Genomic DNA, 21894 nt, shown 5'->3' on the forward strand with positions numbered 1-21894 from the left:
GTGGATTAAATTATAATGTAATTTCTAAATTGTCATACGCTAGGAAAACATTTGGAGGAAGTTTTCTTTGAACCTCTTCATGGTATCCCATACTATGACTAATGTGTGTTAGATAAGTAGTTTTAGGTTGCACCAAAGTTATAAAATCTAATGCTTCTTTCAAATTGAAATGCGTATCATGAGGCTCTTCTCGTAACGCATTTATTACCAAGACCTTCAAATTTTTTAATTTTTCAATTTCGCTTTTTTCAATCGTTTTTACATCAGTCAAATAGGCAAAATCATCTATTCGATATCCAAAAACCTGAAGATTTCCATGCATTACATCAATAGGAATTACCGTTTTATTTCCTAGAGAAAATGGTTGATTGTTGACAACTTCTATAGTTGCAACAGAAGGTGCGCCTGGATATTTATTTACCGTTTCAAAAACATATTCAAACCGTCTTCTCAGATTATCTATAACCCTTTGATGTGCATAAATTGGTATTTCTCCCTGCTTGAAATTAAACGGACGAATATCATCTATTCCTGCTGTGTGGTCAGCATGTTCATGAGTAAAGAGGATTCCATCTACTTTTTGACAATTTGAAGAAAGCATTTGTTGTCTGAAATCAGGTCCGCAATCGATTACAAAAGAATGATTTTCCCAAGAAATCCAAACGGAAACTCTTAGTCTTTTGTCTTTAAAATCAGTGCTTTTACATACTGGATGATTGCTCCCAATAACAGGAATCCCTTGTGATGTGCCAGTTCCTAAAAAATATACCTTCAATTTTATTGCTTTTATTTACAAAAATAGGGTTAATTATCTTTCATTAGAAACCTATTTCATTAACTTTGCAAAATATTAGCCATATTAAAAGAAAATGGATACAGAAATAAAATTAAAAGGTGACAAAATCATCGAACAAATCCCTTCGATTAAAGACAAAGCACTACGTATCAATTTAAATGAAAATATTTACGGAACTTTTGCAGAAATTGGAGCTGGTCAAGAAACTGTAAGACATTTTTTTAGATCTGGTGGTTCTTCAGGTACAATTGCAAAAGCAATGTCTGCGTATGACAAAGACTTTAGTGATGCTGTATATGGCATTGAAGAAGATGGCCGTTACGTAACAGAAAGCCGGCTTAAAAAAATGCTTTCTCATGAAGTAAATCTAATAGAAAAAAGATTGAGCAGAGAGAAACATCCTAACAAAATGTTTTTTAGTTATGCCAATACTGTAGCTACTATTGATTTTGCAAAACAATTTAAAGGACATGGTTGGGTTGGAATTAGTTATCAAATTGAACCAGATGAAGATTATAACGAAATTATCATTCACATTCGATTTAAAGAAACTGATGTACGATTACAGCAAGAAACACTTGGTATTCTTGGTGTAAACTTAATTTATGGCGCTTATTATAAATACAATGATCCCAAACGATTGTTGCGCTATTTATACGACCACTTAGATAAAGATCAATTAGAAATAGATACTATAAATTTCTCAGGACCACGTTTTGCTGATGTAGACAATCGTTTGATGAGTTTACAATTAGTAAAAAATGGAATGACTGATGCGGTAATGTTTAACCCAGAAGGTAAAAATATTCTTCCCGCAGCAATTTTATACAAGAAAAACATTCTTGCTTTTAGAGGTAGTTTTCGTCCCGTTACAAAAGTAAACATGGACATGTATGAGAAATCATTGAAAATGTTCTTGAACGAGAATAAAGTGAATGCTGAAAATACACTGGTAGTTTTTGAAATTACATTATCAAACTTACGTTCTGATGGTGAAATTGATGAAAGAGATTTTATGGATAGAGCTGAATTACTGTGTTCTCTTGGACAAACGGTAATGATTTCAAACTTCCAGGAATATTATAAAGTGGTGGAATATTTTGCTAATTACACCAAAGCTAGAATGGGATTAGCCATGGGCGTGAATAATTTAGTAGATATTTTTGATGAAAAATATTACCGTCATTTAAGCGGTGGAATTTTGGAAGCTTTTGGAAAGTTATTCTATCGCGATATGAAAGTTTTCTTGTATCCAATGATTGGAGAAGATGGAGAAATAATCACATCAGAAAACTTGAAAGTTCATCCAAGAATGAAAGAATTATACAAATTCTTTAAATTCAACGGAAAAGTAGTCGATATCGATGATTATGACCCATCTATTTTAGAAGTATTCTCTCGTGAAGTTTTAAATATGATTAATAATGGAAAACCAGGTTGGGAAACAATGCTTCCTACTGGTATTGCAGAAATAATCAAAGAACACCGTCTCTTTGGGTATGACCCAAATAAAGTTTTGAAGGAAAGTAATTAAGTAGTTTTCAAAGTATAAAAAGAGCCAAGAAACAAGACAATCTTAATGTCTTTTTCTTGGCTCTTTACTTTTCAAAAAAAAAGATTATTTCAATATCTGAGCGGCATGAGCCTTAGTTTTCACATCTGAAATCACGTCCTCTATAATTCCTTTTTCATCAATTACAAATGTAGTTCTGTGAATACCATCATATTCTTTTCCCATGAATTTTTTTGGGCCCCAAACACCAAAAGCCTGAATCACAGATTTATCTTCATCAGCAAGTAATGGAAAAGGGAAATCATATTTTTCTTTGAACTTGGATTGTGCTTTTTGAGCATCGGCACTAACGCCTAACAGTTCGTAATTATTAGCTTGAAATCGCTCAAAATTATCTCTTAAGTCACAAGCTTCTGCTGTACATCCTGGTGTATTTGCTTTTGGATAAAAAAAAACGACTAATTTCTTACCTGCATAATCCACTAATTGATGTGATTTTCCGTCTTGGTCCAGACCAGAAAACTCAGGTGCTTTATCTCCTTTTTTTAATGTTGTCATTATTTATATTTTTTTATTTATTTGAATTGAAATTGAATTTTGCTATTGCCAATGAAATTGATTTTCTTTACAAATCAAATTTAATGAATAATGAATAAACAAGAACGTGTAACGTTTGTTATAAATACGTTAAAAGAGCTATACCCAACGATTCCTATTCCTTTAGACCATAAAGATCCTTATACATTATTGATTGCTGTTTTACTTTCGGCACAATGTACAGATGTTCGCGTGAACCAAATCACACCTTTACTTTTTGCGAAAGCAGACAATCCATATGATATGATAAAAATGTCTGTTGAGGAAATTAAGGAAATCATTCGTCCATGCGGCTTATCGCCAATGAAATCAAAAGGAATTCATGGTTTATCCCATATTTTAATTGACAAACACGGTGGAAAAGTACCTCAAAGTTTTGAGTTTTTGGAGGAATTGCCAGCTGTAGGACATAAAACGGCAAGTGTCGTAATGTCACAAGCCTTTGGGGTACCTGCTTTTCCTGTTGACACTCACATTCATAGATTGATGTACCGATGGAATTTGACAAATGGAAAAAACGTTGTTCAAACTGAGAAAGATGCGAAACGTATTTTTCCTGAGGAAATTTGGAATGATTTACACCTTCAGATTATTTGGTACGGAAGGGAATATTCTCCGGCTCGTGGCTGGGATTTAGACAAGGATATAATCACTAAAACAATTGGAAGAAAAACAGTCATTGATTCCTATCTCAAAAAATAAAACCTCATTGAACAAAAAAACCCATTATTTTAAAAAAATAATGGGGTTTTTGAATAATTTAAAACCAAATTAAATACACTTATGAACACCAATAATTGGAGTTGGTGTTTTTAATTCGATATGATTTCGAAACTTTTATTGTCTATTTTTATTATGCTCAACGCTTTGGAATAGCTTAATAAGAAAGAAATTGTTTCTTTACTTGGTTTCCTTTTTTCTGAAACTGATGCTTTTTTTGAGTAAATTTTTGCCATAGAGTAATATATATTTTTCTTTATATTACAACGCAGCAAGTTCAAACATATTGTTAATTGGTCAAAACAATTTGGTGTTTGTCTATCACTTTTCTCAAATTCATCAAAGCATAACGCATTCTCCCTAAAGCGGTATTAATACTAACTCCAGTAGATTCTGAAATTTCCTTAAAGCTCATATCTTGATACATTCGCATCACCAATACTTCTTTTTGATCTGCTGGAAGTCCTTCGATTAGCTTTTTTAAATCCATTTCGACTTGTTCCGAAATTATTTTATTTTCTATCGTCTGACAATCATCTGACATTATGGAAAATATAGAGAACTCTTCGGTTTCTCTAAACATAGGCATTTTTTTTGTTTTCCTGTAATGATCTACAACCAGATTATGAGATATGCGCATAACCCATGGCAAGAATTTACCTTCTTCGTTGTATGAATTTGATTTCAAAGTTTTAATCACTTTGATAAAAGTATCTTGAAAAATATCGTTGGTAATATCTTTATCCGGAATTTTCGAATAAATAAAACCATAAATTTTTGATTCGTGCCTTTTTATTAATTTAGCTAAGGCATCCTCGTTACCTGCGACATAATCCTTTACTAATGACGCGTCAGGGAGTTGTATATTAACCATAATAATACTTTTTAGTTTTAAAATAAAATAAGAGATTTCTCTAAAAAGTAGTTTTTTATTATAGGCTATTGTAAATTTAGGTTTGTTAAGTTTTCAAATTTAACTAATTATTGTTTTAACATGCAAGTAAAATTAATAAAAATTAACATATCATGAATAAAATTTGTTAAAATTTTTCTTTTATTTTTCACATTTATTATACAAATAGCATGCCGTTGCATAAAAAAAGAATAGTTTATATCAAGGAATTCTTAAAAAGAAAAAAAAAAATAAATGCTGATTATCAATTAATTACAATCAAAACTTATTTTGTTTTTAAATATTTTACTTAATATTTCTGATTATTGATAAACTCTGATGTAATCAATTATGAAATCTTGCGGAAGGATACTATCATTCACTTCGGGACCTCCAAAATTCCCTCCTATCGCCATATTAACAATAAAATAAAAGGGCTGGTTGAATGGCCAAATCGCTTCTGTTTTATTTTCAGGTTGAAACGTATACACTAAAGTATTATCTACAAAAAAATCAATTTTGTCTTTCGTCCATTCTACAGCGTAAATGTGAAAACCTTCCTCAATAGCATCAAATCTTGTTTTCTTAGTATTTATAGTGTTTCCGTGACTGTCTTGCGTATGCAAAGATGTAAAAACCATATTAGGTTCTTTCCCAACATATTCTAAAATATCGATTTCTCCCGATTTAGGCCAACCGACTTCACTGATATTTGAACCCAACATCCACCAAGCGGGCCAAACTCCTTGCCCAACAGGAAGCTTTGCTCTTGCCTCGAAACGACCGTATTGAAACTCTTTTTTGCCTTTGGTGGTAATCCGTGTCGAAGTATATTTATCACCCTCCTTTTTAGCCGTGATGACTAATTGATTTTTGGCAACCTTGTGGTTTTGTTTCGTGTACAATTGTCGTTCGTTGTTTCCCCAACCACAGTTAGGACAACCATCTCCAAGTTCAAAATTCCAAAATTTTTCATTTAATTTGGTACCTCTAAAATTTTCTTCCCAAACCAGTTTTCGTTTGTTCTGTTGTGCAAAAGAAAAATTAACGACAAGTAATAGTACTAGTATTTTTTTCATTTTATTTTAATTAGAATATTGAAAATCACCTTCCAACTTTGTTACTGAACTGCCTCCGATGAATACTTTAAAATCCCCAGCTTCTGCTTCCCATTTTCTGTTGGCTGTGAAATATTCGATTGTTTTTTCATCAATTGTAAATATTACTTTTTTGGTTTCGTTGGGTTGCAATTCTATCATTTCAAATCCTTTCAACTCTTTTACCGGACGAGTAATACTTCCTATCAAATCTCTAATATACAATTGAACGACCTCTTTTCCGGCAAATTTTCCAGTATTTTTCAAATTCACATAAACTTCAATTTTACCATTTTTAGCAAATGCATTAGATGATAATTGCAAATTAGAGTATTCAAATCTAGAATAACTAAGTCCATGACCAAAAGGGTACAAAGGCGTGTTCTTCTCATCAATATAATGCGACCAAAATACACTTTCGGGCTCATTCATCACCGGTCTTCCCGTGTTTTTATAATTATAATAAATAGGAACCTGACCTACATTTCTAGGAAAAGTCATTGGTAATTTTCCGCTTGGGTTGTAATCGCCATATAAAACTTGCGCTATTGCGTTACCACTTTGCGTTCCCAAGTGCCATCCTTCAACAATTGCAGGAATATTTTCATCTGCCCAAGGTATAGCTAACGGTCGACCGTTATTCAAAACCAAAACCACATTAGGATTGACCTTATAAATTGCTTCCAACAATTCTTGCTGAACACCCGGCAAACCTAAATCAGTTCTGCTTCTTCCCTCACCTGATTGCAAACCGTGTTCTCCCAAAACCATAATTACTATGTCAGCTTGTTTTGCAGCCACAATGGCTTCTGCAAATCCACTGTTATCAGTACTATTGATTTTAGTTTCCCAAATGAATTGGGTTCTTCCCTCAGTTACATCAGCTCCTTTAGCATACATTAGCGTATTTCCGGTATACTTTTGTAATCCTTCCAGAACTGAAACTGCCGAATTATCGTCAGCTGCGATTCTCCAACTTCCCAAAGGACTCGTTTTATCATTTGCCAAAGCACCGATTAATGCAATTTTTTGCCCTGATTTTTTTAAAGGCAATAATTCCTTTTCATTTTTCAAAAGTACAATCGATTTTTTGGCTACATCTAAAACTCCTTCTTGAAATTCTTGTTTCCCAACGGTTGTCAATTCTCGATTTTCATCACAATATTTATATGGATCATCGAACAAACCCAATTCGAATTTTACTTTCAAAATCCTTCTAGCCGAATCATCAATATCACTTTCTTTAACTTTACCTTCTTTAACTAATGCCAACAAATGTTCCACATACGCACTGGATTCCATATCCATGTCAGAACCTGCATTAATAGCTATTTCAGCTGCATGTTTACTATCCTTAGCATATCCATGTGGAATCATTTCATTGATAGAACCCCAATCCGAAACCACAAAACCATCAAATTTCCAATCTCTTTTTAAAACTTCTCTTTGCAAATACCCATTTCCTGTTGCGGGAATTCCATTCAGTTCATTGAAAGAATTCATAAATGTTCGTACACCTGCATCAACAGCCGCTTTAAAAGGTGGGAAAATTGTATTCTGCAACACGGTTTCACTTATATCAACCGTATTATAATCTCTTCCGGATTCGGCAAAAGCATATCCTGCAAAATGTTTGGCGCAAGCCAAAATAGTATTTGTAGCGGATAAATCATCGCCTTGAAAACCTTGTACACGTGCTACGGCAATTTTACTTCCTAAAAAAGTGTCCTCACCAGCACCTTCCATAACACGTCCCCAACGAGCATCTCTGGAAATATCAACCATCGGTGCAAAAGTCCAGTTCAATCCTACCGAAGCGGCTTCTTCTGCGGCTATTGCAGCCGACTTTTTTATTGCATCTAAATCCCAACTTGCTGCTTCAGCGAGCGGAATAGGACTAATCGTTTTATACCCATGAATAACATCAAATCCAAAAAGTAACGGAATTCCCAATCGCGTTTGTTCCACCGCTAATTTTTGTAACGCTTTTACATCTTTCACCCCTTTTACATTCAGCATCGATCCTACTAAACCTTTTTTCAGGTCTTCGTATTTTTTTGCTGCTTGACCTTCTTTCGGTGTTGGACCTGTAATATCCCAAAAACCATTATACTGATTGAGTTGCCCTATTTTTTCTTCCAAAGTCATCAATTGGAGAACTGAATCTACTTTAGTATTTAAAATATTTTCTTTGGAATAAGAAATAGGAGATTTCAAGATTTTATTACTGCAACCTGCAACTATTAGAGCTGCTATAGTAAATGATGCTACTAGGGATTTATTTCTCATCTCTAAACTTTTTATATAATTAAAAGGTCGGTACAAAACCGACCTTTATAAATTCATTACATGTTCTATTGATAAACCCTAACATAATCAATCTCCATAGAAGATTGTGAAAAAGCAGGATCAATCGCACCTCCAAAACTTCCTCCCATTGCCACATTCAAAATTAAAAAGAAATCTTTATTAAATGGTAAAGAATTATTATTTGCTACTGTATGATATAATTTGTCATCCACAAAGATCTGAACTGAAGTAGGACTCCAAATGGCTTTGTAAATGTGAAACTCAGAAGAAGCATTTGCAATAGTTGTTGAATTAGTATTACCCGCTCCTGGAGAAACTGCAGGATAATGGAGTGTTCCGTGTATTTTATTAGGTTCACTACCTTTAAATTCCATTATATCTATTTCACCGCAACCTGGCCATGTATTTGTTGCGTAATCCTGTCCTAACATCCATATTGCAGGCCATGTTCCTGCACCAGTAGTAAGTTTAGCTTTTACTTCAATTTTACCATAAGTAAATTCAAATTTATTTTCTGATTTTAGTCTTGAGGAAGTATACCCTGTTCCTGATTTTTTAGCCGTAATTTTTAGATTTCCGCCTTGTACAATTACATTATCAGAAGCGCTTGTATACGTTTGGGCTTCGCCATTTCCCCAACCACCAGCACCAAGATCGTATCCCCATTTTGTAGGATCCGGAGCACCGTCAACATTAAATTCGTCAGAAAATTTCAAAACCGTATAATTTGTTGTAGGAGTCGGAGTTACAACTGCACCAGGAGCCGTTGTCGTAAAAATATGATACCAAGCTAAAAATGGATTTCCTGACTGAATTACTCGCACAACCATACGATTATCTGTAATTGATAGAATTTCGTAAGAACTGGTTCCAACAAAATACCCCATAAAACCTGCATCAGCTATGTTTAAAACCGTACCTCTAGTTTGAGTTGCACTATCTGGATTTTTTGAAACAAATGAATCTGACTTACTCAAAGTTACTGTTTTTGCACCACTGGTATTTAAATCATAACAAGCATCATCGCCGCCGCCTTTAAAAGCTCCATTATAATACGTTTGACCTTTGTTATCTAACTCAAATTTCATTTGAGCACCTACTAAAGAAAAAGTCATCACACTATTGTATAAACATGTAGCTGATTTTTCATTTGCTTTAGCACTATAAAATGAAGGATAATAATTTTGTTTTCCAAAAGTAGGATCAGACCATGCTACGTTTGGACCAACTCCCAGGTGACCTTCCTCAGTTTGTGCCCAATACCATTTTCTAGACGCGCCACCTGTTAAGAATTGTACCGCTTGTTCATCTTTAAAATCACTGAAAACGGTTACTTCCAAAGTCATATTGGTAGCAACTCCTCCAGCTCCAGATGCAATTACAGTCACCGTGTACGTATTTGTACCTGGTGTAGCAAAGTTGTTTTCAAGAATCCCACTTGGCGAATTCTTAGAAGTTCCATCGCTAAAAATGTACTTATACGAAATTGCATTTTCTGCTGTACTGGTAAATTTAACTTTCCCAGAACCATCTCCGTTTGGTAATGCTGCTGTTTTACCTATTATTTCTGCCGTAACCTTTAGGTTGGTTGGCGTGTCTAGTGCTCCAAAACCTAAATTATCTTCCTGACAATTGACCATCAAAAGAAGGACAAAAACGGATACTATACTTATGATTATTTTTTTCATTTTTACTGTTTTTTAAAAAATATAATTGTGACACTCGTTGTATACCAATTCATTTTAAATTCATAATTAGTTACTAATATCTATCTTTTATTAATTATGAAAATAAACATTATCAATATAAACAGTATTATTTCCAGAAGGGCCACCCACATAAATTAACTGTGCAATGTGTGCTCGTGTAGTTAATCCTGTGAAGGAACTTAACGGGATATCTAAACTTACCCAAGATCCTTTAGTTGGTGACGGAATTGTGATTTCATGTTCTACATCATCTCCACCTCCAAAAGCTCCATTAGCTCCAAAATCGACTAATTTTATTTTGAATTGTGTAAAATCTGAGGACCAGACATCAGTATGAAAATGTGTCATTGCAGTAGCATTTATAGGAGTTGTAGTTGCTTCTATACCAACAAAATCCAATGCACTATATTTTTTTGTTGCATTTCCATTAATGCTCAAATCCGTCAAGGTAGCACTTGACCAAGAAGTTCTCCAAGTGTTAACAGGAACATTTGTATAAGCATCGCTGAACATAGAAATTACTTTAGATGCTGCTAAAGTTGGAGTTGGCGCTGCCGTAATAGAACCGGCTTTATTGTAAAAGAAAACATTATCTACATAGACAGTTGTACTTCCAAATGGTGCACCTACAAAAATTAACTGTGCTATATGACTGCGTGTCGTCAATCCAGTGAAGTCACTTAATGGAATATCTAAGCTCACCCATTTTTCCTTAGCGGGATTAGCGATTGTAATTTCATGTTCTTTATCATCCCCTCCACCAAAAACACCATTAGCTCCAAAATCAACTAATTTAACTTTAAACTCTGTAAAATCAGATGACCAAATATCGGTATGAAAGAAAGTCATTGCCGAAGCATTGATAGGAGATGTAGTCGCTTCAATACCTACAAAACCTAATGAACTGTACTTTTTGGTTTTGTTGCCACTAATATCAATATCTTCTAAATTTGCCTGTGACCATGAAGTCCTCCAAGTGTCAACCGCAACATTTGTATAACTATCGCTAAACATAGAAATAACATTTGCTGCAGGAATAGTAGGCACTGGAGCAGCAAATAAATTAGTTACTGTTACACTTTGTATTTTTTGTGTCGTAGCAACCCCTCCGCTTAATGCGACCACTTTTACTTGATAGGTTCCCGGATTTAAATACGTATGTGTAATCACTTCATCTTGCATAAAATCTACTGGAACTTCATTCGCTACATCTCCAAAATAAACTTGAAAGAATGTCTCTAATTCCGCTTTAGCGGTTACATTAATCGAAAGATTGCTTCCAATAGTTATGGTCGGTTCAAAATTTGTCGGTGCCAAAAAAGAGACTGTTACCTCTTGAATAGTTTCGGTTTTTTTACCGTTAATAGTTACACCTACTATTTTTGCCTGAAATTTACCTTCTTTATATTTGTGGGTAATAGTAGCTCCAGGATTTACATAAACAGGAACTGTAGTTGCATCTCCAAAATAAATTTCGAATTGAGTTACACCTTCCCCTTTTGGCAAAAAAGTAACATTTCCTGAGTTATCTTGTGTAATGGTTGTCAGGGCAGATATATTTGAAGGTGCATTAACACCGTCTAGATCTACGTCATTATTTTCATCTGAACATCCCAAAAGGATAGTAAAAATAAAAAGACTTAGTATTAATTTTAAGTTTTTCATATTTAAATAATATTAGTTTTTAGTATCCAGGATTTTGTGTCCAATTTCCATTAGCAAATTGAATTTCCTCAATAGGAATGGGAAACAATTCATTTTTGTTAGCTTTAAATCCAGTAATTTCCTGAGTAGCTTTGCCAGTTCGCACTAAATCGAAGAAACGGTGTCCTTCACCAACTAATTCCACTCTTCTTTCTGCTAAAATAAAGTCAGTCAAAGCTGCTCCAGAAGACGAAATATCATGATTCAAATCGCCAAAAGCACGTCTTCTAACTTGGTTCAAATATCCTCTCGCTTTAGTATCATCGATTCCACCGCGATTGTAAGCTTCGGCCGCCATCAAAAGAACATCCGCATAGCGAATGGCTCTGTAATTATTAGGATTAGTTAGGTTTAAATCTCCTTGCGCATTGGCACTTCTTTTTCTTGGAATGTATTTTCTATTAAAAAAACCGGTGTGTTCATATCCTTTTCCGAAAGTTGCACCTGTTGAAGCTGCCCAAGCTTCGATATCTAATATTGCTACCGCTTTTCTTCTGTCTCCAGCTTCAAATACATTTACGACTTTCTGAGTTGGAACATTAAAACTGAAACCTGAAGTAAATAAATCGCCTGAATAATTTCTTGGTCCACTGAAACCAACCGCTACATTTCCTTCACTACATTGGAGACATCCAAAACCTGCACCTTCCACATCTGTGTATTGTACTTCAAAAACCGATTCTAATCCATTTTCTCCGGCATTTTCAAAGATAGCATTGTAATCTGAAACCAATGAATAGGTGGATGTTCCAATTAAACTTTCGAAGGTTGTTGCTGCTTGCGCGTATTTATTCTGGTACAAATATGCTTTTCCTAATAATGCCAAAGCTGCGCCTTTAGTTGCTCTTCCTTTTTGGGCTGCTGTTGAAGATAAGTTTTGAGAAGCAAAGATTAAATCAGCTTCAATGGAAGCATATACTTCTGAAACGGATGCACGCGGAATTACTTTCTCGTCACCAGAGCTGAACCTTGCATCCCCTTTCAATGGGATTCCACCAAACCATTTTACTAATTCAAAATGATAATAGGCTCTTAGAAAGCGGGCTTCACCAATCACTTGATTTTTTCCATCAAAATCAGTTTTGTCTTTGAATTCCAAAATATAATTAGCTCTTTGAACTCCTGCAAACATCCAGTCCCATAAGTTTTTTAGATTACTGTTCACTGGTGTGTGAATCATATCATCAATTTGCTGAAAACCCGGAGTATCAGATTGACTTTCGCCTCCGGCCAAAGTATTATCTGAAGCTATTTCGCCTAACAATGCATTCAGATATGTAGTTTGTAACAAATCATAGGCTGCTATTAAAGCGTTGTCATAATCTGATTTTGAATTAAAATAATTCTCAGAATCAATCGAATATTCGATAGGTCGATCTACAAAATCATCACTACAGGAAATGGTTACTGTTGAGAAGATTGTTATCGATATAAGGGTAATAAATAGGTGCTTTTTCATTTTAATACGAATTAAAAATTAATGTTTAAACCTAATAAATAGGTTCTTGGGATTGGATAAAAACCATAGTCAATTCCTCCGCCAATCGGAGCTCCATTAGAAGCACCCGGATCAAAACCTTTGTATTTTGTAAATGTGTATAAATTATTTACACCTGCATACAAACGTAGTTTTGTGATTCCTGCTTTTTCAGAAAATTTAGAATTTATTGAATATCCCAATTGCATGTTTTGGATTCTTAAATAAGAAGCATCTTCAACAAAATAACTGGAAAAAGTAGAATTTCCTGTAGCACTTGTCGTCACTCTTGGAGTAGTATTAGTACTTCCTTCGCCAGTCCAACGGTCTAAAACATAATTAAGTCGATTTACATCTGTAAGGTTTCTTTCGTAATTTCTTACCATATCATTTCCTACTGAAGCAAAAGTATAGACTGCAAAATCAAAATTTTTGTAATTCATTTGTAAATTGAAACCCATTGTAGCATCAGGAATTGGATCTCCAATATTCGTTCTGTCATTAGCGTTAAGAATTCCGTCTCCATTTACATCTACAAATCGAAGATCTCCAGGACTGGCGTCAGCACCTAAAGATAATTGAGACGGGTGTGCATCAACTTCTGACTGGTTTTGAAAAATTCCATCTGTTTTATAGCCATAAAAATAACCTATTGGCTGACCTACTTCCATTCTTGAAGGTGCTTGTTGGCCTACGCCAAATGAACCTCCTTCAATATATCCTATTCCGTTGTTTACGGCTAATACTTCGTTTTTAAGGAAGGTAACATTGTACCCAACACTCATCGAAAAATTCTCCGAGAATTTGTTCTTGTAATCTATTGCAAACTCTAAACCTGAATTTCTAACCGTTCCTGCATTGATTGTTGGTGAACCTGCACCAGGAGCTGCTGTTCCGTTGATTCCTGAAACAGGTATAAATGGGATTAACAAATCGGCTCTGGTATCAATAAAATAATCTGCAACAATAGAAACTTTATTTTGTATCAATTTAAGATCTAAACCAACGTCAAATTTCCTGGCTTCTTCCCATTTCAAATTTGGATTTGGAATTTGTCCTGTAGCCAAACCATTCACTAAAACATCATCAAAAACGTACGTCGCTTCTCCGCTTAGTTGTGAAACATAGCCATTGTTAGGAATTTGGTCATTTCCTAAAGTACCGTAACTTCCTCTCAATTTCATGAAGTTTATTAGTTTATCTTCTCCAAAAAAGCCTTCATCAGAAATTACCCAACCCGCAGTAAATGATGGAAAATAACCCACTTTATTTCCGGGTCCAAATTTTGTAGAAGCATCACGTCGTATCATCGCAGAAAAAAGGTACTTCCCTTTGTAATCGTATTGTGCTCTTGCAAAATAAGAAAGTCTTCGTTCGTCATAATTATAGGAACCGTTTGGTACGGTTTCAGAAATTCCTTTGGTCAATGCTATATCTGCAAACTCCCATGAATTGTAGGGAACATCAAATCCAGTAGCAAATAATCCGTTTCCGTATTGTTTGAAAATAGTATTTCCCACTGTCGCCACTACATTATGGTTTTCTCCAATTTTCTTAGTGTAAGTTCCAAATAAATCAAATGAATAGTCATTATCATTAATGGCACTTTGGGAAACCGAACTTCTCAAAACATCAAATACTTTATCTGAAGGATTTATCCAATATAAAATTTGCTTGGCAAACGATTTAGACTCACTGTTTGAAGTGTTAAAACCAATAGAACTTGAAATTGTAAAATTTTTGAAAACCTTATAATCCAATCCAAAATTACCATTGACTTTCTTAAAGTTATAGTCATTATAAGTATTGGCAATTTGGGCCAATGGATTTATAATTTCAATTCCTAACCCAGTATTTGTAGGTACTTTTGTAAAATCTCCATTTGCATCATAAGGCGTTAATGTTGAAGGTGTATTCAAAGCATTGAACAAAACAGAACCTAAACCACTTTCGTTTAATGATTTTCTATTAAAATAAGTGTAGATTACATTCGTTTTCAATTTCAATTTATCTGTAACATCTGCACCTACAGAAACTCTTGCCGTATTTCTTAAAAACCCAGATTTACTTTCGCCAATAATTCCTTCCTGATCTAAATGAGAACCACTTACCGCATAGGTAATTTTATCAGATCCACCAGAAAATGAGATGTCATGATTGATAATAGGAACACTAGTACTGAAAACTTCATTTTGCCAGTTTGTACCTTTACCTAAACCAGAAACATTAGGAAAAGGAATTGAGTTTCCACCATTAGCATAACTTTCATTCAATAATAAGGCGTATTCAGTAGCTTTCAACATAGGTAATGTTCTTGACGTTTCCTGAAAACCTGTATAAGTATTGTAACTAATTTTTGATTTCGAATTCTTTTTTCCGGATTTTGTCGTGATAAGAATAACTCCATTAGCACCAATAGTACCATAAATAGCTGCTTGGGCATCTTTTAAAACGGTGATAGACTCGACATCATTTGGATTTAACAATCCAAGTTCTCCAACATATCCATCGATGATAGTTGTAGGTCTATTTTCACCATTGGTTGCGATACCTCTAATTCGAATATCCAAAGCTGCACCTGGAGCACCCGAAGTAGTTGTAACATTTACTCCTGAAACAGTTCCTTGTAAAGCTTGCTCAATTTTAACCGGTTTTAAAGCTTCCAAAGTTTTGCTGTCTACCACAGAAACTGCTCCTGTAACTTCTCGCTTTTTTTGGCTTCCATATCCAATTACTACAACCTCATCCAATACTTTAGAATCCTCTTGTAACGAAATAGAAAGAGCACTATTATTTGATACTACTTTAAATTCTAAATTTTTATATCCTAAATATGAAAATATTAAAGTTGCTCCAGAGGTAACTCCTTTTAGAGAAAAACGACCATCCATATCTGTCGCCGTCCCAATAGTTGAATTTTTAACTTGAACATTTACTCCTGGTATAGGTAAACCAGAACCGGTTTCTTTAACAACTCCTCCTACATCATATCCTTGGGCAAAACCAAAAGAGGATAGAAGTAGAAAAAGGATTAGTAGATAGTTTGACTTCATAATTTATATTTTTTGTGAATTATAAAATTAATCGGATGAACTAATAATAAATTAAAAATAACCTCTACAAAAAACATACAATGCAAAAAATCACTTGTTTAATTCATAATATTTAAATAAAGACTGAGAATTAAGAAGAAATTAAGAAATTCAGATTTTCTCTAAAACAAAAAAACCACAACAATAACGCTATTGTTGTGGTAATGTATAGTTTTATCTGTAAAATCTAGAAGGAACTATACAGCTAAAATGTACTCTACAAGTCCTTGTTCGTGCGACAATTCCATTTTCTTACGCAAACGATATCTTTTTATCTCAACGCTTCGTACAGAAATATTTAACAAAGGTGCCACTTCTTTTGAGGAAAGATTTAATCTCAAGTAGGCACATAATCGCAAATCGTTTGGAGTTAAGGATGGATGCGCCAATTTCATCTTTTTCAAAAAGTCTTTATCGGCATTATCAAAAGCTTCTTTAAATACACTCCAGCTATCCCCTTCAGTTATGTTCTTATTTATTGTAGAGATGACTGATTTTATACTTCTGTTGCCATCATCTGGTGTTTTCTTTAAATCATCTTTGATAAAAGCCAACAACTCATTTTTACTATTCAAACTCATCGTAGAAACAGCCAACTCTCTATTTTTAGTATCTACATCTTGAGAGAGCTGTTCGTTTCTAATGCGCATTAATTCCTGCTCGTTTTCAAGTTCTTTAATCTCTAATAACAAATTATTCTCTTCTATCAATTTCTCTTTTTGTTTTTGATAGTAATTTTTATAGGTCTTATGAATAAATCGAGCCATCACAATCACAAAAACTAAATAGAAAAAAAGAGCAACATTAGTTAAATACCAAGGTTTTTCAACAGTAAAAGTGTATATAGCTGTATCTTCTAAAGTTGAATTTACGAATTTAGCTCTCACCTTAAAAGTATATTCCCCAGGAGGCAAATTTTTAAAATTCACTGTTGGTTTTGCGCTCCATTCGCTCCACTCCTCTTGAAATCCTTCTAATAAATATTGAAATTCAGCATTGATGTATTTATTAAATTCAGGAACCGTATAATTAATGGTTATATTATTTTCATCATATTTAAAACTGCCTTCTTCCTGAATGGAACGGTTTTCAGAGCTTTCATTTAGTTTATTTGTTGTAATTGCGGAAATAGAGACGTTATGATTTTTAAAACTTAATTCATTAAGATTCAAAACATAATATCCATCAGTAGTTCCTATCAAATAATTAGAATTGGATATTTGAGTAATATTCTCATAGCCTAACATCGAATTCGTTAATGAAGCTGGTATAGGAATTACATTTTGCTTCAGTTGATTACTTAGTTTACTCAATGAAAAATAATGGATGTAATTCTTTGAAAACAACCATATTTTATTAGAATTATCCACAATCAATTTTCCTGAAGTATATTCATCTTTTTCGAAAACAGAACTTAATAAATTATCCTTACTGAATTGTTTTGTCTTCTCATTCAATTTAAAAATACCTTCTTTATTAGCATAGTAAATTATGTTGTTGAACTTAGTTAGACTGGCATTTTTACCTTTTTCAGGTGTTTTATAGGTCACAAAAGGTTTCGTTTTTGACAGTTTCCCATCTAATTCCAGCCTGTAAACTCCTTTATATTCGTGACTTACATATACATTCAAAGTATTAGTGATTTCAAAATATTTTGAGGAATAATCAAATCCTGCTATTTTATTTCTAAAACTCCATTGATTATTCGTTTTTTCCAAAACAGAAATTCCGTAGTAATTCCCTTGAAGTAAAAGCCCTTTTTGATTGGGGATTATTTCAAATTTCCAAGTTCCTGATGCTGAAAATATATTTTTTGCAACAGCGTTTTCAATCACAAATGTTCCTGAATCATGACCGCAAAAAAGCGTTCCAGCGTACTCAAACAAAGACCAAACCTGCCCTTTAGTTCCGTTTACAAATTTGAATTCATCATTAGTCAGATAGTTTTTATAAAACAAACCTTGATTGGTTCCTACATACAAATTACCTTTATAAAGTTTTGATGTATAGACGGTTCCTAAAATTCCAGTGTCATCAACAAAATTTTGTATGGGAGATTGCAGATTAATACAATTGATACCGTTATCCAATCCTACCCAAAGATTCTTATCGGCATCTTCATATAAAGACAATGCTGTATTATTACTCAAGCCTTTGTTTTGATTGATGTGATACTTAATTTTCCCATTATTGTTTAAGATAAAAATCCCATTAGAGACTGTTCCCAAAGCAAAACTTCCATCCGATAGCAATTGACTGCTATACACGCTACTGGATGCTAATTCCAAATCAACTTCGGTAGTAAATTTAGTCAAAACAGTTCCTGTAAGTTTATAAAATCCATTCAGCTTAGTCTGGATTAAAAGGCCTTCATCAATAGCAAAAACGTTGACAATCCTATTATTTTGTAAAATAGGATTATTAGATACCAAGCGCACTTTTCCGCTTTCAATTTCAAAAAGTCCTTCATTTACACTCTGAAAATAAATTGCGTTTTTTGTACGGAACGATTTAGTAATATTGTTTTTGGGAGCAATAATTTTGAAACCACCTGTTTTGGTATCGTAAATATAAATTCTGTCCAAAGATTGAAAAATCACCCATTGTTCATAATTCAATATGTTCCAAAACTGTTCGTCATTAAGAATTTGAGTTTTTATTGTTTTACTGAGCGAAGTGTATTTTAGTTTTCCATTTGCCTGCCTTGTCCAGAAACCAAACTCCATGTAGCAACCCGTATAAATTTTAGTTCCAATCACTTTTACAGAACGAACAATAGTCTCGTTTGGTGACGGATATAATTCCCAATTTGATCCGTTAAATTCCAATAATCCTTCATTATTTGCAAAGAAAACAGACTGGTTTTGATCCTGCGAAATCATCCAATTCTGGTTTCCCGCACCATAAGTGGTTGAGGCATATTTTACAATTGGTGGCAATTCTTGAGAAAAAGCACAAAAGGACATTAAAAAAAGAAAAATGTATAGTTTTGTTTTCAATGGTATGGTGAAGTTAATTTTTCTCAAAAATAATCTTAAAAATACTATTTTTTTAGGTGATAGAAAACATAAAAACTATACAAGAAGAAAAATCACTTATCAACCCCACTTTTAATCATTATTTGTGACTTGTTGAATCCTTTTAGTCAGTTGAAAATTGATTACTTTTGTAAAAATTATCATTTTTATGCAAGTTGACCTTTCGAAATTAGATCCAAAGAAAAATATCATCATAAAAGGCGCACAAGTACATAACCTAAAAAATGTAGATGTTGCGATTCCCCGAAATAAATTAGTGGTTATTACAGGACTTTCAGGTTCTGGAAAATCAAGTTTAGCTTTCGATACTTTATATGCCGAAGGGCAACGCCGTTATGTAGAAAGTTTATCTTCGTATGCGAGACAATTTCTTGGACGTTTGGATAAACCAAAAGTGGAATACATCAAGGGAATTGCTCCTGCGATTGCTATCGAACAAAAAGTAAATACAACAAATGCACGTTCTACAGTAGGAACTTCAACCGAAATATACGATTATATAAAATTGCTTTTTGCAAGAATAGGCAGAACATATTCTCCTATTTCTGGTCGTGAAGTCAAAAAAAATACGGTGACTGATGTTGTTACCGATGTAAAAACTTTTGAATTAGAGAGCAAATGGTTGCTTCTTGCTCCTATTCATTTAGAAGAAGGACGAAAACTGGAAGACAAACTAAAAGTACTTTTACAACAAGGTTTTGCAAGGATTTTGATTAATAATGAAATGGTCCGTCTGGACGAAATAGACCAACATTCTTTAGAAAATAAAGACATCAAGCTTATTATTGATAGGATTGTGGTTAATCCCAACACTTCGGGAGAAGAAGAGTTCTACAATCGATTGGCTGATGCAGTTCAAACTGCTTTTTTTGAAGGAAAAGGAATTTGCTATTTACAAGAATTAAACTCTGATAAAAAGTATTCGTATTCCAATAATTTCGAATTGGATGAAATTACATTTTTGGAACCAAATGTACATTTATTCAGCTTCAATAATCCGTATGGAGCATGTCCAGTATGTGAAGGATATGGCAATATTATAGGAATTGATAGCGAATTAGTGGTGCCAAATACGACTTTATCCGTTTTTGAAAATGCAATTTTCCCTTGGAGAGGCGAAAGCATGAGTTGGTTTCGAGACGAATTAGTCAATAACGCGTACAAATTTGATTTCCCAATCCACAAACCATATTACCAATTATCTGAGGATCAAAAAGAATTGATTTGGAATGGAAACACCTATTTTCAAGGTTTAAATGATTTCTTCAAAGAACTGGAAGAAAAGAACTATAAAATTCAAAATAGAGTGATGCTTTCTCGTTACAGAGGAAAAACTAAATGCCATTCCTGCAAAGGAAAACGCTTGAGAATTGAAGCTTCCTATGTCAAAATTAATTCAAAAACAGTTTCTGACTTAGTTGATTTACCTATTAAACATTTGGTTACTTTTTTCGAAAATATTGATTTAGATGTTTATGAAAAACAAATAGCAAAACGATTGTTAGTAGAAATTAACAACCGTTTGTCATTTTTAACCGAAGTAGGATTAGATTATCTGACATTAAACAGGAATTCAGCAACGCTTTCCGGAGGAGAATCGCAACGTATCAATTTAGCGACTTCGCTTGGAAGCAGTTTAGTTGGTTCTATGTATATTCTGGATGAACCTAGCATTGGTCTGCATCCAAAAGATACGGAACGCTTGATAAAAGTTTTACTTTCCTTACGTGATTTAGGAAACACGGTTATTGTGGTAGAACATGATGAAGATATCATGAAAGCCGCAGATATGATTATTGATATTGGTCCGGAAGCAGGTACTTTTGGAGGTAATCTGGTAGCTCAAGGCACGTATGATGAAATATTAAAATCCACTTCACTAACAGCAAAATATCTGAATGGTGATTTAGAAATTTCGGTTCCAAAAAAACGCAGGCTTTTCAAGAATTTTATTGAGATAAAAGGAGCACGAGAAAATAATTTACAGAATATAAATGTTACTTTTCCACTAGATGTACTAACGGTCATCACAGGAGTTTCGGGAAGCGGAAAAAGTACGCTTGTTAAGAAAATCCTTTTTCCAGCGATGCAAAAAAAGCTGGAGAATGTGGGTGAAAAAGCGGGACAGTTTACTGAAATGACCGGTTCTTTTTCGCAAATCAAGCATATTGAATACGTAGATCAAAACCCAATAGGAAGAAGTTCCCGTTCTAATCCTGTAACGTATATTAAGGCGTATGATGATATTCGGGAATTGTATGCCAAGGAAAAACTATCAAAAATAAGAGGCTACCAAGCCAAACATTTTTCTTTTAATGTTGATGGTGGAAGATGTGAAACCTGCAAAGGAGAAGGTTCCATAAACGTAGAAATGGTTTTCATGGCCGATGTACAATTGCCTTGTGAAACCTGTAACGGGAAACGCTTTAAGAAAGAAGTTCTGGAAGTGGCTTTTGAAGGCAAAAACATTCACGATATACTCACGATGACGATAGATGATGCTATTGCTTTTTTTATCGCCAATAAACAAGCTAAAATCACTCAGAAATTGCAACCTTTACAGGATGTTGGGTTGGGTTATGTACAATTAGGACAATCATCTTCTACACTTTCCGGTGGAGAAGCACAACGTATAAAACTCGCTTCATTCTTAGTAAAAGGAGCTACGAAGGACAAAGCTTTATTTGTTTTTGACGAACCCACAACTGGATTGCACTTTCATGATATCAAAAAATTATTGGCTTCTTTTGATGCTTTGATAGATAAAGGACATTCTATATTAGTAATTGAGCACAACCTTGATCTTATCAAATGTGCCGATTGGATTATTGATTTAGGACCTGAAGGTGGAGAAAATGGAGGGAAATTATTAGCCGTAGGAACTCCTGAACAAATTGTAAAAATAAAAGATTCAGTTACTGGAAAATACCTAAAGGAAAAATTATAAAA

At 33.8% G+C, this 21894-nt stretch carries 13 protein-coding genes; 3 read left to right on the forward strand and 10 right to left on the reverse strand.

The window, feature by feature from the left end:
• Positions 1–10: 10 nt before the first annotated feature.
• Entirely contained in the window at positions 11–775 is a 765-nt protein-coding gene (locus tag ACXX80_RS00795) for an MBL fold metallo-hydrolase (RefSeq protein ID WP_458551602.1), read from the reverse strand.
• 94 nt (positions 776–869) lie between these two features.
• Here ACXX80_RS00795 and ACXX80_RS00800 point away from each other — a divergent pair, with 94 nt between their 5' ends.
• Positions 870–2330, forward strand: coding sequence for a TonB-dependent receptor (locus ACXX80_RS00800; protein ID WP_417950166.1), 1461 nt, complete (start codon positions 870–872; stop codon positions 2328–2330).
• Between the two features lie 84 nt (positions 2331–2414).
• Here ACXX80_RS00800 and bcp read toward each other — a convergent pair whose 3' ends face one another.
• Complete coding sequence (bcp, locus tag ACXX80_RS00805; RefSeq protein ID WP_458551603.1) at positions 2415–2867, reverse strand: thioredoxin-dependent thiol peroxidase; 453 nt, start codon at positions 2865–2867, stop codon at positions 2415–2417.
• Between the two features lie 90 nt (positions 2868–2957).
• Between bcp and ACXX80_RS00810 the strand changes: the two genes are divergently transcribed.
• Entirely contained in the window at positions 2958–3608 is a 651-nt protein-coding gene (locus ACXX80_RS00810; RefSeq protein ID WP_458551604.1) for an endonuclease III domain-containing protein, read from the forward strand.
• Positions 3609–3915: 307 nt separating this feature from the next.
• Here the strand turns inward: ACXX80_RS00810 and ACXX80_RS00815 are convergent, their stop codons facing one another.
• From ACXX80_RS00815 to ACXX80_RS00850, 8 genes are all read right to left on the reverse strand, one after another.
• Entirely contained in the window at positions 3916–4500 is a 585-nt protein-coding gene (locus ACXX80_RS00815) for an RNA polymerase sigma factor (RefSeq protein WP_282715214.1), read from the reverse strand.
• Positions 4501–4841: 341 nt separating this feature from the next.
• Complete coding sequence (locus ACXX80_RS00820) at positions 4842–5597, reverse strand: glycoside hydrolase family 16 protein (protein ID WP_458551605.1); 756 nt, start codon at positions 5595–5597, stop codon at positions 4842–4844.
• A gap of 6 nt (positions 5598–5603) precedes the next feature.
• Complete coding sequence (bglX, locus tag ACXX80_RS00825) at positions 5604–7904, reverse strand: beta-glucosidase BglX (protein ID WP_458551606.1); 2301 nt, start codon at positions 7902–7904, stop codon at positions 5604–5606.
• Between the two features lie 65 nt (positions 7905–7969).
• Positions 7970–9613, reverse strand: a complete 1644-nt coding sequence (locus tag ACXX80_RS00830) for a family 16 glycosylhydrolase (RefSeq protein WP_458551607.1) — start codon at positions 9611–9613, stop codon at positions 7970–7972.
• 90 nt (positions 9614–9703) lie between these two features.
• Positions 9704–11299, reverse strand: coding sequence for a hypothetical protein (locus tag ACXX80_RS00835; RefSeq protein WP_458551608.1), 1596 nt, complete (start codon positions 11297–11299; stop codon positions 9704–9706).
• A gap of 19 nt (positions 11300–11318) precedes the next feature.
• The gene (locus ACXX80_RS00840; RefSeq protein ID WP_458551609.1) at positions 11319–12797 is read right to left on the reverse strand and encodes a RagB/SusD family nutrient uptake outer membrane protein; all 1479 of its coding nucleotides are present in this window, start codon (positions 12795–12797) and stop codon (positions 11319–11321) included.
• Between the two features lie 11 nt (positions 12798–12808).
• Positions 12809–15868 carry a SusC/RagA family TonB-linked outer membrane protein gene (locus ACXX80_RS00845; RefSeq protein ID WP_458551610.1) on the reverse strand — a complete coding sequence of 1020 codons (3060 nt, stop codon included), beginning with the start codon at positions 15866–15868 and terminating at the stop codon, positions 12809–12811.
• Positions 15869–16104: 236 nt separating this feature from the next.
• Entirely contained in the window at positions 16105–18906 is a 2802-nt protein-coding gene (locus ACXX80_RS00850; protein WP_458551611.1) for a helix-turn-helix and ligand-binding sensor domain-containing protein, read from the reverse strand.
• Positions 18907–19093: 187 nt separating this feature from the next.
• Between ACXX80_RS00850 and uvrA the strand changes: the two genes are divergently transcribed.
• Entirely contained in the window at positions 19094–21892 is a 2799-nt protein-coding gene (uvrA, locus tag ACXX80_RS00855) for an excinuclease ABC subunit UvrA (protein ID WP_417950181.1), read from the forward strand.
• Positions 21893–21894: the final 2 nt, after the last annotated feature.

The organism is Flavobacterium sp. GNP002 (genome assembly GCF_054343795.1).